At 73.5% G+C, this 14,256-nt stretch carries 10 protein-coding genes; 7 read left to right on the plus strand and 3 right to left on the minus strand.

The window, feature by feature from the left end:
• Window positions 1-49 precede the first annotated feature (49 nt).
• A complete protein-coding gene (locus tag WME98_RS09285; RefSeq protein WP_437950943.1) occupies window positions 50-772 on the minus strand; it encodes a hypothetical protein in 723 nt (240 codons plus the stop codon).
• A gap of 459 nt (window positions 773-1,231) precedes the next feature.
• The gene (locus tag WME98_RS09290; protein ID WP_437333041.1) at window positions 1,232-1,744 is read right to left on the minus strand and encodes an OmpA family protein; all 513 of its coding nucleotides are present in this window, start codon (window positions 1,742-1,744) and stop codon (window positions 1,232-1,234) included.
• Window positions 1,745-1,940: 196 nt separating this feature from the next.
• Here WME98_RS09290 and WME98_RS09295 point away from each other — a divergent pair, with 196 nt between their 5' ends.
• Window positions 1,941-4,913 (plus strand): Hsp70 family protein, encoded by a 2,973-nt coding sequence (locus WME98_RS09295; protein WP_437950944.1) that lies wholly within the window; start codon window positions 1,941-1,943, stop codon window positions 4,911-4,913.
• Window positions 4,914-5,342: 429 nt separating this feature from the next.
• Here the strand turns inward: WME98_RS09295 and WME98_RS09300 are convergent, their stop codons facing one another.
• Window positions 5,343-6,254: a hypothetical protein gene (locus tag WME98_RS09300; RefSeq protein ID WP_437950945.1), complete on the minus strand. Its 912-nt coding sequence runs from the start codon at window positions 6,252-6,254 to the stop codon at window positions 5,343-5,345.
• Between the two features lie 445 nt (window positions 6,255-6,699).
• Here WME98_RS09300 and WME98_RS09305 point away from each other — a divergent pair, with 445 nt between their 5' ends.
• The 6 genes from WME98_RS09305 to WME98_RS09330 all read left to right on the plus strand — a co-directional run bounded on the left by WME98_RS09305 (window position 6,700) and on the right by WME98_RS09330 (window position 14,158).
• Window positions 6,700-9,762: a beta-propeller domain-containing protein gene (locus WME98_RS09305; protein ID WP_437950946.1), complete on the plus strand. Its 3,063-nt coding sequence runs from the start codon at window positions 6,700-6,702 to the stop codon at window positions 9,760-9,762.
• 314 nt (window positions 9,763-10,076) lie between these two features.
• On the plus strand, window positions 10,077-10,595 hold the full coding sequence (locus tag WME98_RS09310) for a hypothetical protein (protein WP_437950947.1): 519 nt from the start codon (window positions 10,077-10,079) through the stop codon (window positions 10,593-10,595).
• 183 nt (window positions 10,596-10,778) lie between these two features.
• Complete coding sequence (gene grxD, locus WME98_RS09315) at window positions 10,779-11,705, plus strand: Grx4 family monothiol glutaredoxin (protein ID WP_437950948.1); 927 nt, start codon at window positions 10,779-10,781, stop codon at window positions 11,703-11,705.
• A 129-nt stretch (window positions 11,706-11,834) separates the two neighbouring features.
• Window positions 11,835-13,196, plus strand: coding sequence for a sigma 54-interacting transcriptional regulator (locus tag WME98_RS09320; RefSeq protein ID WP_437950949.1), 1,362 nt, complete (start codon window positions 11,835-11,837; stop codon window positions 13,194-13,196).
• A complete protein-coding gene (rraA, locus tag WME98_RS09325) occupies window positions 13,193-13,684 on the plus strand; it encodes a ribonuclease E activity regulator RraA (protein WP_437950950.1) in 492 nt (163 codons plus the stop codon). The genes WME98_RS09320 and rraA overlap by 4 nt, the downstream gene beginning before the upstream one ends.
• A 225-nt stretch (window positions 13,685-13,909) precedes the next feature.
• Window positions 13,910-14,158 (plus strand): hypothetical protein, encoded by a 249-nt coding sequence (locus tag WME98_RS09330; RefSeq protein WP_020739535.1) that lies wholly within the window; start codon window positions 13,910-13,912, stop codon window positions 14,156-14,158.
• Window positions 14,159-14,256 lie beyond the last annotated feature (98 nt).

Genomic DNA, 14,256 nt, shown 5'->3' on the forward strand with positions numbered 1-14,256 from the left:
CGGGAGGCGGGCGCCGGGCGCCTGCTGGCCCGGACAATCAGTCGTCGTCCTACCGGGCCTCGTCGGGGAGCACCAGCCTGCCGATGGCCACCTGGCGCACCGCCGCCGGATAGTAGGCCGTGACGGCGGCCGTGCTCCACGTGTGCCCGACGACGGCAGCGGTGGAGTTGGTGTAGAGGCGCATCACGCCGTAGCCCGCGCCGGAAGCCCAGCGGCCGCCCGAGGAGTACCTGGAGTCGGACGAGCCGTGTTGGAAGTTCGTCGAGTCGACAACGCTCACCTCGTACTGGAACGTGCCCGCGACGAGGGGGCTCGCCGGGAGCCTCACCCTCGGCGCCCGGCGGAGGATCGCGACGTGCCCCGTCGCCGACTCGCCCTCTGGATAACGGATGGCCATGACGTCGCCGGCGCGCGCGTCCCGGAGGTCGCGGATCCTCTCGAACCCGTTCTCGTCGACGATGGCGTCGTAATAGGCGGCCGCGCTCGGGCTCCGGCTGCCCAGCCAGTCGTCGAACGACGACTCGGTCCAGCCGTAGCTCCGCTTGAGCAGCTGCGTCAGGAAGGTGGCGCACTGGGTGCGGTTCGCGTAGCGCCGCGCGCCGGCGACGCCTGCCCAGGATATGAAGCTAGGAGTCGAGTTGTACTCGTTGTTCTCAGGATCGATGTTGTCGACGAGGCGCTCCGCCCAGTCGAGGTGCTCGACGTGGTGCGCAGCCGCAGCGCGCGGCGAGAGCCACGCGAGACACGAGAGAACGAGACAAGCGATCCCCACAGGACGACGACGAACGCTCGCCATGACCCACCATGCAATGCAATGAGTTGTTCGGACCGGCGCGTCGCACTCAGCGCGCGTATTCCCGTGATGTATTAACCATCATCGCGACACATCGTTCAATATAAATTTGCAGCACAAGCGATTTTGGGAGTCGCTTGTCCCACAGGCGCACAGAGAGACAGGCGCCCTCGCGCGCCGTGCGACTCACGAGGCGACGACGCGACAGGACATCGCATCGCACCGCGGCCGACGGGCCGACGGGCCGACGGGCCGACGCGACCCACATGGCCCGCGCGGCCCGCGCGGCGACCGTGGCAAACGCGGCGAGCCTCGCAATCCCGGCGCGAGGCGGCGGAAAGCAGTCGATTTCGAGGGGGGATCCGGGTTAACCTGGCCTGTTGTCGAGACGCACGGAGGGCTCGGCCAGCAGGCACGATCGACGGTGTGGACCGGAGGTCACTTCGTCTTGATACGGAACTCCACGCGCCGGTTCATGGCGCGGCAGCCCTCGTCGTTCGTGAAGCAGACCGGCGCGGCGGCGCCGTACCCCGGCGCCGTCATCGGCGTCGCGACGCCGCGCTGGACCAGGTAGCGGACCACGGCGTTCGCGCGGCGCTCGGACAGCTTGATGTTGTGCTCCACCGACCCCTGGTTGTCCGTATGCCCCTCGACCGTCAGCGCGGTGATCTCCGGGTGCGTCCTCAGGATGTTCGCCACCGCGTCGAGGACCGAGAACGACTCGGGCCGGATCTCGTCCTTGTCGAGGTCGTAGAAGATGGGCCGGGCGATCTTGATGCGATCCCCCTCGATGACCGCCTCGGCAGGCGCCGCCGGCTGGACGGGCGCCGGCGGGGGCGGCGGTGGAGGCGGCGTCGCGCTTGCCGCCAGCGACATCTCGGCGTTCGCCGACCCGCACCCCGCCGCAAGGACGCCCATGACCACCAGCCAGATCGCTCGGTTCGCTCGCATTTCGCGCCTCTAGCACGGGGCATCGCCCGGAAGAAGCGCCGGCGACGGCCGGAACGAGCGCCGGCGCCGCCCGGGGGACGCGCCGGCGCCGCCCGCCGGCGGGGCGTCCCCGCCCCTGGCGCGCGCCCGCGGCGGGGACGCGCGCCGGACCTGCGGAAGGCGCGGCGGCGATCCAGTATCGTTGCTGCGCGCACGCATGTCCGCCCCCGCGAAGACCCCGAGCCTGATCGTCGGAATCGACCTCGGCACCACCCACACCGTCGTGGCCTGGGCCGAGCGCGACGCCGCGCCCGGCGAGATCCGCGTCTTCCCCATCCCGCAGCTCGTGACCGCCACCGAGGTCGAGGCGCGCCCGCTGCTGCCCTCCCTGCTCTACGCGCCCCTCCCCGGCGAGGCGCCGGCCGACCCGTTCGGCGACGCGCCCTTCGCCATCGGCGAGCACGCCCGCCGGCGCGGCGGCGAGGTCCCCGGCCGGCTCATCGCCTCGGCGAAGAGCTGGCTCTGCCACCCCGCCGTCGACCGGACGGCGCCCGTCTTGCCCTGGGGCGCGGCCGAGGACGCAGCCTCCCTGCCCCGCGCCTCGCCGCTCGACGCGAGCGCCCGCATCCTCGCCCACGTGCGCCGCACCTGGGACGACGCCTTCCCGGATCGCCCGCTCGCGGCGCAGGAGGTCGTGCTCACGGTGCCGGCCTCGTTCGATCAGGTCGCGCGCGAGCTCACCGTCGAGGCGGCCCGCCGCGCCGGCCTCTCGGCGCGGCTGCTCGAGGAGCCGCAGGCCGCGTTCTACGACTTCATGCGGCTCGCCGGCGCGGAGGGCCTCGACGCGCTGCTCGCCCGCTCGGGCGGCGACGCGACGGTCCTCGTCTGCGACGTCGGCGGCGGCACCACCGATCTGTCGCTCATCCGGGTCGCCCGGGGCGCCGGCGCCGCGGAGGGCCGCCCGGTCGAGGTCTCGCGCGTCGCCGTCGGCCACCACCTCCTGCTCGGCGGCGACAACATGGACCTCGCGCTCGCCCACCTCTGCGAGCCGCGCCTCGTCGGCGGCACGGGCGAGAAGCTCGACCCGGCGCGGTTCGGGCAGCTCGTGCTCGCCTGCCGCGCCGCCAAGGAGCGCCTGCTCGGCGGCGGCGCCGCGTCCGGCGGCGCTCCGGCCGGCGGCGGCGCCGCGGCCGGCGGCAACGCTCCGGCCGGCGGCGGCGCCTCGTCCGGCGGCGCCGCGCCCGCCCCGCCGGACGAGGCGCCGGTCACCGTGCTCTCGCACGGCGCGCGGCTCGTGGGCGGGGCGCTGACGACGCGCCTCCGCCGCGAGGAGGTCGAGGCGATCGTGCTCGACGGCTTCTTCCCGGAGGCGCCGCGCGACGCCCGGCCGCAGCGCGGCCGGAGCGGGCTCGTCGCGTTCGGCCTGCCCTACGAGCGCGACGTGGCGATCACCCGGCACGTCGCCTGGTTCTTCGCGCGCCACGCCCCCGAGGCGCGAGGGCCGACCGCGCTGCTCCTGAACGGCGGCGTCTTCCGCGCGCGCCGCGTCGCGGAGCGCCTCGCGCAGGTCATCGAGCGCTGGGGGGGGCCGTGCGGGGGGCCGCGGCTCGACGTGCTCCCGCACGCCGATCCCGACCTCGCGGTGGCGCGGGGCGCGGTCGCGTACGGCCTCGCGCTCGCCGGCCGCGGCGTGCGCATCGAGGGCGGCGCGGCGCGCGGCTACTACGTCGGCCTGGAGCCGCCCGCCGGCGGGGGGCCACGGCCCGCGGTGTGCGTGGTGCCGCGCGGCGCGAAGGAGGGCAGCGTGCACGCGGCGGCCGGGCGGACGTTCGCGCTCGTCGTGGGTCGCCCGGTCCGGTTCGACCTGTTCGCGTCGGACGACGCGCGCGCCGATCGCGCCGGCGACCTCGTCCCGCTCGAGGACGACCGGTTCGAGGCCCTCCCGCCGGTCGCCGTGGCGTTCGACGCCGGGGACGCGGCGCGCGCCGCGGCCGGCAAGCAGGCGGAGGTGCGCGTCCAGATCGAGGGGGAGCTCACCGCGATCGGCACCCTGGACCTCGCCTGCGTCGAGGTGGGGGTCCCGGCGCCGCGCCGCTTCCGGCTGGCGTTCCAGCTGCGCGAGGACGGCCGCGGCGCGCGCGCCGCCGCCGGCGAGGGGGGCGCGCCGGGCGGCCCGCCGGAGGGGGCGCAGGGCGGGCTGCCGGAGCGGGCGCAGGCGAGGCCTCCCGCCGGGGCGGCGCAGGGCGGGAGGCGCCTCGACGAGGCGCGGGAGGCGATCGAGCGGGTGTTCGGCAAGGGGCGGCCCGACGTCGCGCCGCGGGAGGTGAAGAACCTCGTCCGCGAGCTCGAGCGCGTGCTCGGGGAGCGCGCCACCTGGACGACGGAGACGGCGCGGGCGCTGTTCGACACGCTCGCCCCGAGCGCGCGCTCGCGGCGGCGCTCGGCCGATCACGAGCGCCTGTTCTGGTCGCTCGCCGGCTACTGCCTGCGCCCCGGCTTCGGCGACGCGGGCGATCCGGCGCGCGTCGCCGCGGTCGCGCCGCTCTTCGCCGAGCGGCTCGCGTTCCCGCAGGAGGCGCGCTCATGGCAGCAGTTCTGGATCGCGTGGCGCCGCATCGCGGGCGGCCTCGACGAGCCGCTGCAGGTCGCGATCCGGGATCTGGCGGATCCGTTCCTGGCGCCGGCCGAGCAGCGGCTGAAGAAGCCGAAGGGGGTGAAGCCGGAGGCGCTCGACGATCTGCTCGAGCTCTGCGCGTCGCTCGAGCGCGTGCCGGCCGGCCGGCGGAGCGAGCTCGGCGCGTGGATCCTGGAGCGCACCTGGACCGACCGCGACGCGCGGCTCTGGGCGGCGATCGGCCGCATCGGGGCGCGCGTGCCGGCCTACGCGAGCGTGCACCACGTGGTGTCGCCGGCGGCGGCCGAGCGGTGGCTGGATCACCTGCTGCGCGAGAAGTGGCAGGAGCTGCCGTCGGCCGCGCCGGCCGCGGTGCAGCTCGCGCGCAGGACCGGCGACCGGGCGCGCGACGTCTCGGACCGGATCCGCGGCGAGGTGGAGCGGCGGCTCGTGAAGGCGGGCGCGCCCGAGGCGTGGGTGAGGGCCGTGCGCGAGGTGGTGGCCGTCGAGGAGGCCGAGCGCGCGGCGTTCTTCGGAGAGGGGCTGCCGGTGGGGCTGCGGCTCGTGGGGGAGTAGGAATTTCCCCGGAACATCGCCGTCGCGCGGCGAGCCCGCGCGATATCGTGATGTCGATCTCGCTCAACCGAAGGCGGGTAAACGGCGCGAAGGCGTTCCGCAGGAGCTCGTCGACATCACTCGTCAGCTCTCTGAGAGATGGCATCACTCGTCAGCTCGCCGGGAGATGACATCACTCGTCAGCTTGCCGGGATAGAGGACGTCCCCGGCGCGCTGCCGCACGAGGGCTGGGCGACCTCAGTTCCAGAAAGTGCAGACGCCATCCGCGCACCCGCAGGCCAGCCCCGGGCTGGAGCAGTCGCACGTCGAGGCCCCGTCGCTCACGGCGGGGTTGTGGCAGAGCTCCCCGCCGCAGCCGCCGACGGCGCAGTCGTCGTCCGTGGCGCACGCGTCACCGCTGTTCCGGATGCAACGCCCGCCGACCGGCGTTCAGTCGCCGGTTGCCGCCTCGACGCACGCCTCGAGCTCCGGCGTCGCTCGCCAGCCGCACTCGCCCGACGCGCCCCGCTCGCATACGCCGTGCTTGTCGTAACACGCGTACTCCTCGAGCCACTGGCAGTCCGTGGCCACGTCCTCGCTCGCGCAGATCTGACCGCTGCAGCCGGTCACCACGCACGGGGCAGCCTCGCCGCCCCCGAGGCACGCCTCGAGCTCCGGCGTCTCGCGCCACCCGCACTCGCCCGACGCGCCCCGCTCGCACACGCCGTGCTCCGCGTAACACGCGTACTCCTCGCGCCACTCGCACGTGGTGACCACCTCGTCACCGGCATCGGCGCAGACCTGCCCGCTGCAGCCGGTCACCACGCACGGCGCGGGCTCGCCGCCCCCGAGGCACGCCTTGAGCTCCGGCGTCTCGCGCCACCCGCACTCGCCCGACGCGCCCCGCTCGCACACGCCGTGCTCCTGGTAACACGCGTACTCCTCGCGCCACTCACACGTGGTGGCCAGGTCGTTATCGGCCTCGACGCAGAGCTGCCCGCTGCAGCCGCCCACCACGCACGGGGCAGGCTCGCCGCCCCCGAGGCACGCCTCGAGCTCCGGCGTCTCGCGCCACCCGCACTCGCCCGACGCCCCCCGCTCGCACACGCCGAACTTGTCGAAACACGCGTACTCCTCGCGCCACTCGCACGTGGTGACCACCTCGTCACCGGCATCGGCGCAGATCTGCCCGCTGCAGCCGGTCGGCCTGCAGTCCCCAGGCTCGCCGCCCGCAGACCCGCCGTCCCCAGGTCCGCCGTCGCCCGGGCCCTGACAGCCCTTGCCCTTGGCGCCGGTGAGCAGGGGAACGAAGAGCAGGAGCATTCCAACCACGAGCCGATGACGCTTGCTGAACAGATCCATCGTTAAGCCTCCTATCAAGGGTTCGACCGTGCCACCCGGCAGCCGCAGGCGCCAGGGTTCGCCGGCCGCTTCACGGGCCCGCGCCGGCGTGTCCCCGAAGCGTGGACGCGCCCTCCCGCCGTGACGAGCCGCTTTCTCGCTTTCTGGTTTCTGCTTTCTGCTTTCTGCGTCTGCAAGCGGCGAGCCGCCCTCCAGGCCACGAGCGCTCCGCCGGGAGGAGGCGCTCCGGCTGCGACGAGGCGCACGCCGCGCGCGCGGGCGCCTGCCGCGGCCGCCGCGGGGCTGCACACTCTGGCACAGACCGAGCGCACCCCGTCGGAAGCCGAGCATTTCTGCGGCCTCCTGCCTGGCCTGCCGCTTGCTTGTGCGCCGGCACGGGACGCGGACAGCGCAGCACGCACCGGCGCGGCCATGACGCCCTGTGTCTTCGTGAACGAGGTGAACTATGACCTTCCTGTCTAGAACTTACGCCGGCTGGCTCGTCGTCGCGGCGACAGCGGCATCGGCCGGACTCGCCGGCTGCGTGGTGGTGGGAGGCTCGACGGGGAATCAACCCGATGACGACGCTCCGACCGACTTCATCTCTGGCAATCCGAACGGGAACAACGGCCGAGGGGAGGACGACGGCGGCAGCGTCAGCGCCGGAAGCACCGGCGCCGGCGACGGCGCCGGGGCGCCGGACGAGGGAGCGGGCGACGACGACCCGGAGCGCGCTATCACCGAGGCCGACATCATCCAGGTCAAGGACGGCAAGCTCTACGCGCTCTCGCAGTACGCGGGGCTCAGCGTCATCGACATCTCGCGGCGCGACCGGCTGAAGCTCCTCGGGCGCTACCAGGCGAGCGGGATGCCCTTCGAGATGTACCTGCGCGACGGCATCGTTTACGCGATGTTCTCGTCGTGGACGCAGTACCTCTACGATGAGGACACCGGCGAGTACACCTACTCGGAGTCGAGCCGCATCGAGGCGCTCGACGTCTCCGACCCGGCGGACATCCGCCTGATCGGCTCGTTCAACCTGCCGGGCACCGTCTCCGACTCGCGCATCGTCGGCGACGTGCTCTATGCCGTCACCCTGGAGAACAACTATTGCTGGGGGTGCGGGAGCTCGCCGAACACCACCGTCACCTCCCTGGCCGTCGGCGACCCCGAGGCGATCCGGGTGGTCGACAAAATGAGCTTCAGCGACAACGACCCCTACGGCTACGGGTGGCGCCGCAGCGTGACCGTCACCCAGGAGCGCATGTATGTCTCCGGGATCGAGTGGGACGGCACCGACGAGGGGCACTCCACCATCCAGGTCATCGACATCTCCGACCCGAGCGGCGACCTCGTGGAAGGCACGACCGTCGAGGCCACCGGCCAGATCCAGAGCCGCTGGCAGATGGACGAGCACGAGGGCGTCCTCCGCGTCGTCAGCCAGCCCGGCCTCTGGTGGAACAACGCGGCGCAGCCCGGCGTCCAGACCTTCGCCGTCGCGTCCTCGCAGGAGCTCACCCCCCTCGGCTACACCGAGCTCCGCCTCCCCAAGCCCGAGTCGCTGCGCTCCGTCCGCTTCGACGGCGACCGCGCCTACGCCATCACGGCAGAGCAGACCGACCCGCTGTTCACCATCGATCTCAGCGACCCGGAGCACCCCGCCCAGCTCGGCGAGCTCGAGATGCCCGGCTGGGTCTACCACATGGAGCCGCGCGGCGACCGCGTGCTCGCCCTCGGGTTCGACAACGCCTCCACCGAGGGGTCGCTCCACGTCTCGCTCTTCGACGTCTCGGACCTCACGGCCCCCACGATGCTGGAGCGCGTCCACTTCGGCGGCTCGTGGGGGAGCTTCGCCGAGGACCAGGACCGGATCCACAAGGCCTTCACCATCCTGGACGACCTCGGCACGATCCTCGTGCCCTACAGCGGCTGGGAGCAGCGCGGCGACATCGGCTGCGGCACGTACAAGAGCGGCGTCCAGCTCATCGACTTCACGGCCGACACGCTGACGAAGCGCGGCTCGGCCCCCGCGCGCGGCCAGGCGCGGCGCGCCTTCGTCCACGACGAGCGGCTCTTCGCCGTCTCCGATCAGGAGGTCGGGACGTTCAACATCGACGACCGCGACGCCCCGGTCGAGGTCGCCGACCTCACCCTCACGACCGTCGTCAGCAACGCGGTCGTCACCGGCGATCTCGTGGTCCGCATGAGCGCGGACTGGTGGACCAGCAGCCCGCAGCTCGAGATCGCGCCGGCCGCGGATCCAGGCCGCATCGAGCCGATCGGGAAGCTCGACCTCGCGGCGCTGGCCACCGACTCGGAGGGGAGCTGCTACGGATACGGCCTCGCCGACGCGCGCCTCTTCGCGCACGGGCAACACGCCTACCTGCTCTGGCCCTCGCACACGGGCGAGACGCCCAAGGCGCACGTCGCCGTCATCGATCTCAGGGACCCCGAATCGCCCCGGATCGCGAGCCACCGCGAGCTGCCGTTCAGCGGCGTCGCGCTCTACGGCTACGGGTACTCCTACGGCGCCGTCGTCCCGACGGGCGACACGGTGGTGCAGGCAGGGAGCACCCTCGTGCTCCGCAACACCAACGACCAGTACTACTACTACGGCGACTACGACGGCGGCGACGTCAGCGTCGGCGGCGGCGGGCAGCCGGTGTCTGCCGAGCCGTCGCTCGAGGTCATCGACCTCTCCGATCCGTCGAACCCGGCGCACCGCTCGGTGGCGCTGCCCTCCGGCGTTGGGTACACGGGCCTTCAGCTCGACGGCACCACCGTGCTGACCTCGCACTGGGTGCCGCTGCCCGACGACGCCTCCAAGGCGCGCTTCTACCTCGACCGCATCGACGTGTCCGACCCGTCCTCGCCGGTCGTGCGGGCGCCGGTCAACGTGCCCGGGTCGCTGCTCGCCTTCGACGGCGCGCTCGGCCGCGCGCTCACGGTCGATTACGAGCCGTTCGAGCTCCAGGTGCCGAGCCCCGAGGCCTGCTACAGGGCGTTCGCGCAGAACGTCGACTTCAAGCCGACCGACCCGCACGAGTGGTCGGGCGCCGGCATCTGCAAAGGGATGAGCCGCACGATCAAGCTCCTCGACGTCGGCAGCAAGACCGCGCGCCTCCGCGACGAGCACCCGATCGACGGCGACGCCGGCATCTGGCAGGTGTCCGTGGGCGACGACCGCGTGTTCATGTTCACCTACCTGAACTACGTGGTCGAGAACGGCGAGGTGCCGTACGGGATGCTCGTGGCCAGCGGGCTCGAGGAAGGCCGCATCGAGCTCGTGAGGAAGCCGTTCGCGGAGCTGACCCACAGCTCGCCGCTCTTCGCCGACGGGACGCGCCTCCTCGTCTCCAGCTACAGCCCCCCCTCGCTCGCCGTCATCGACGCCTCCGACCTCGACGCGCTGACCTACGAGACCAAGGGCGAGCTCTCTTCGTACATCTACCGGGTGACGGTCGACGGCGATCGCGCCCTCTGCTCGCTCGGGCACAACGGGCTCGAGGTCGTCGACCTCGGCGACTGACCCGCGCGCCGCGCCTTCGCTGCCGCCGCCCCGCGCGGGCGGCGCGGCGAAGGCACAGGCCGCCTCCGCACGCTCCCCCGCCCCTCCCCCCGTAGATCCGCCCGAACCTCACATTCCCCCACGTACGCGGCGCTCGAGCCACGCACGCGGCGCTCGAGCTCGACAGGAGCCCGGCAGGATCACCGCCGACCCGGCGAGCGGGCGGCGGCGCGCTCCGCGGCGAGGGGCGCGACGCGCGCGGGTGAGGGCCGCGCGGCCGGCTCCGTCCGCCGCGGACGCTTGGCGCCGGGGCCCGGCTGCGGCACACAGGTGTCATGGGCAGAGCCGAGCTCGGGCAGCTGATCGATCGCGAAGGGCTCGACGCCTCGGACGGCGCGCGGGGCCGCCTCGCGATCGCCGTCCCGGCGGCGTGGGCGCGCGACCGCGCGGACATCGAGATCCTCGTGCCCGCCCGCGTCACCTGCGCCCGCTGCGACGGCGGCGGCTGCGACAGCTGCGCCCGGAGCGGCGCCCACCGCGCCCCGGCCGAGGCCGCCGCGAGGACGCTGCGGCTCCGGCTCCCGCCCGATCTCACCGCCGGCGCGACGCTCCGCCTGGTGCGCCCCTTCGGCGAGCACGCCCCGCTCGACCAGCTCCTCGTCGAGCTCCGCGAGGGCAGCGCGGCGTCGCCCGGCGTGCTGCGCGTCGGGCCGCCCCCGTCGGACGCGCTCGCGCGCGCCGCGGCGCCGGACGGCGGCGGCCTGCGCGCGCTCGGCGCGCAGCTCGGCACACCGGCCGTCCTCGCGGCCCTCGCCGCGATCGCGGCGGTCGTGGGGCTCCTGCTCGGCCGCTGATCGCGGGCCGGCGCCTCGTCCGCCGGGCGCGACCGCGCCGCGGAGCGCGCCGCTGCCCGCAGCAGACGCGGGCGACGCCGCCGGCAGGGCCTCGCTGCCGTGCAGGGCCCATGCTAGCGAGAGGCCCGCGGACGCGCGCGGGGATCGAAAGCGCCGCCACGGCCGCGGACGGAGAGCAAGCACATGAGCCTCAATGAGCCCCTGCGGGCCAGGATCGCCACCATCATCCGCGAGAACGACGTCGTCCTGTTCATGAAGGGGACGCGGACCACGCCTCAGTGCGGCTTCTCCGCCCAGGTGGTGAGCATCCTCGACGAGCACCTGCCCACGTACCAGACGGTGGACGTCCTCTCGGACCCCGCGCTGCGCGACGGCATCAAGGAGTTCTCGAGCTGGCCCACGATCCCGCAGCTCTACATCCGCGGCGAGTTCGTCGGCGGCTGCGACATCGTGAAGGAGTTGCACGCGACCGGGGAGCTCGTGAAGGCGCTCGGGCTCGCGCAGGGCGCGCCGCAGGCGCCGCCCGCCATCCGCGTGACCCAGGCGGCGGTCGCCGCGTTCGCGGCCGCGCGGGAGTCCGACGCCGACTTCGTTCACATCGAGATCGACCCCTCGTTCAACTACGGCCTTTACTTCGGCCCGCGGCAGGCCGGCGACGTCGAGGTCGAGGCCGGCGGGGTGGTGTTCCTGCTCGACCGCGCGAGCGCGCGGCGCGCCGAGGGGCTGTCGATCGACTTCGTCGAGGGCCCCTCGGGCGGCGGCTTCAAGCTGGAGAGCCCGAACGATCCGCCGAAGGTCAAGCAGCTCTCGCCCGCCGCGCTCAAGGCGATGCTCGACGGCGGCGAGGCGCTCGAGCTCTTCGACGTCCGCACCGATCAGGAGCGCACGATCGCGAAGATCGAGGGCGCGCGCCGCCTCGACCAGGAAGGGCAGCAGCGCCTGGAGGCGCTCGCCAAGGACGCGCGGATCGTCTTCCACTGCCACCACGGCGGGCGCAGCCAGGCGGCCGCCGAGCACTACCTCGCGAAGGGCTTCAGGAACGTCTACAACCTCCAGGGCGGCATCGACGCGTGGTCGCGCGAGATCGACCCGTCGGTGCCGCGGTACTGACCGCCCCACCCGCGACGCGCTCGCGGCGAGGTCCGGACAGGCATCCACCAAAGCTAGATTTTTCCACTCGCGCAACACACTGATCCTCGGGTCCTTCAGGGCCGCCCTTGGATCAGGTATGCGTACTGTGTGGGAGCGGACGATCAGTCCACGATCAGGGCGTCGGACGCGCAGGCGGCGTCCGCGGCGTCGGCGACGCCGGGCCTCGTGGTCATCTTCACCCGCGGGCAGCCTGCGTGCGCGCCGATCCCGCTCGGGGACGGCGCGGTCGTGCTCGGTCGTGCGCCGGCGGGCGACACGGGGGTCGTCGACGACGATCAGGTGTCGCGCCGGCACGCCCGCGTCGCGCTCTCGGGCCAGGGCCTGCAGATCACCGATCTCGGCAGCAGGAACGGCACCTTCGTCGACGGCAAGCAGGTCGAGGATCGGGTCTTCCCGTCGCTCCCTCGGCTGATCCGGATCGGGGGCACGCTGCTGCGCTTCGCCGCGGACGTCGGGCCGTTCCAGCGGGGCGGCGTCCTGGAGCACGAGGACGGGGTGATCGGCCCCACGCTGAGGCAGGCCCGCGAGCTGATCGCCCGCGCGGGGGCGCGCGGCGAGACGCTGCTGCTCACCGGGCCGAGCGGCTCGGGCAAGGAGCTCGCGGCGCGCGCCTTCCACGCGGCGACGGGGCGCGGCGGCCCCTTCGTCGCCGTGAACTGCGCCGCGATCCCCGAGGGCCTCGCGGAGCGGCTGCTCTTCGGGGCGCGGCGCGGGGCGTACTCGGACGCGACCGCCGACGCGGAGGGCTACGTCCAGGCCGCGCACGGCGGCACGCTGTTCCTCGACGAGATCGCGGAGCTCGACGCGTCGGTCCAACCCAAGCTGCTCCGCGTCCTTGAGACGCGCGAGGTGACCGCGCTCGGCGACACGCGCCCGCGCAAGGTGGAGTTCCGGCTCTGCGCGGCCACCCTGAGGGATCTCCAGGCCGAGGTCGCGGCGCGCCGCTTCCGGGAGGACCTCTATTACCGGATCGGCCGGCCCGAGGTGCGGGTCCCGGCGCTGACCGAGCGGCTCGAGGAGCTGCCCTGGCTGATCGCGGCGGAGCTCCGGCGCGGCGGCGCGCGGCTCGCGCCGAGCCTCGGGCTCGTGGAGTCGTGCGCGCTGCGCGCGTGGCCGGGCAACGTGCGGGAGCTGCTGCGCGAGGTCCGGCAGGCGGGCCTCGCGGCGCACGCCGCCGGGCGCGCCGTGGTGGAGGCGTCGGACCTCGCGCCCTCCGCGGGCCTCGACATCACGGAGGTCGCGAGGCGCACGCCGCCGGCGGCGGAGCTGCAGCGGATCGCCATCGAGGTGGCGCTGCGGCGCGAGCAGGGGAACGTCACGCGCGCGGCCCGCTCGCTCGGGATGCACCGGAACCAGCTGCGCCGCTGGCTCGCCCGCCACGGGGTCGACGCGGCGGCGTTCGCGGGCGCGGGCAAGGACGACGGCGCTGCTGCTAAGGAGTCGACATGAGCTCGGACACCACGGTTCGCACCACGGATCTCTGCGACGACCACCCGGACGCCGTCGCCGTCGCCGATCCGATCTTCCGGGATTACGGCGGAGCTCGCCTGTTCCACGGGCCCATCGTCACGGTGAAGGTCCACGAGGACAACGTGCTCGTCCGCAAGGCGCTCGAAGAGCCGGGCCAGGGGCGGGTGCTGGTCGTGGACGGCGGCGGCTCGCTCCGCTGCGCGCTCCTCGGGGACAACCTCGCCGCGATCGCCCACCAGAACGGCTGGGCCGGGCTGGTCGTGTACGGCTGCGTCCGCGACGCGGAGGCGCTCGGCCGCATCCCGATCGGCGTGAAGGCCCTCGCGACGCACCCGCGGAAGAGCAACAAGAAGGGCGCGGGGGACCGCGACGTCCCCGTGACGTTCGCCGGGATCACCTATGTTCCCGGCGGATTCGTTTATGCCGACCACGACGGGATCGTCTTCGCCCCCAAGGCGCTCGTCTGAGGAGCTCGCTCGCGCGTTCGCGCATCGGCGAGGCAAAAACGCACGTCGCCGCGCAATTTCGCCACATACGAGGAGGGGGGCGCGCGGCGGTTGCTCGCGGGATGGATGGGCTCGGCTCCAGTCTGGACGCGCGGGTGTCGTGCGCCGCGTCGAAGCGCGCTGCCTGGCGCGGCCGATGCATTGACGCGGAAGCTGCCAACACCTCGTAGATACGGGAGGACAAGAATGAGCAACATCACGTCCGAGCTGAAGAGCGATCTCACCAAGAGCCTGGAGTCGCTCCAGACCCTGCGCGACGAGATCCGGGTCAGGCTGCACCTCGCCGGCATGGAGGCGAAGGACGCCTGGGGCAAGCTGGAGCCGACGCTCCTCGACGCGGAGAAGCTGGCCGAGGACGTCTCGGAGACCTCGCGGAACGCGCTGCGCGACATCCTGGAGAAGGTGAAGGAGTTCCGCTCGTCGTTGCCGTCCTGATCGCGGCGCCTCCGGGATGATGTGACAAGAGCGCCCCTCGGGGGCGCGGCAGGCGGCGCCCACCAGGAGCTCGGCAAGAGCCTGGTGGGCGCCTCTGC

The organism is Sorangium sp. So ce296 (genome assembly GCF_051529605.1).
In the GTDB taxonomy this organism is placed as follows: domain Bacteria; phylum Myxococcota_A; class Polyangia; order Polyangiales; family Polyangiaceae; genus Sorangium; species Sorangium cellulosum_D.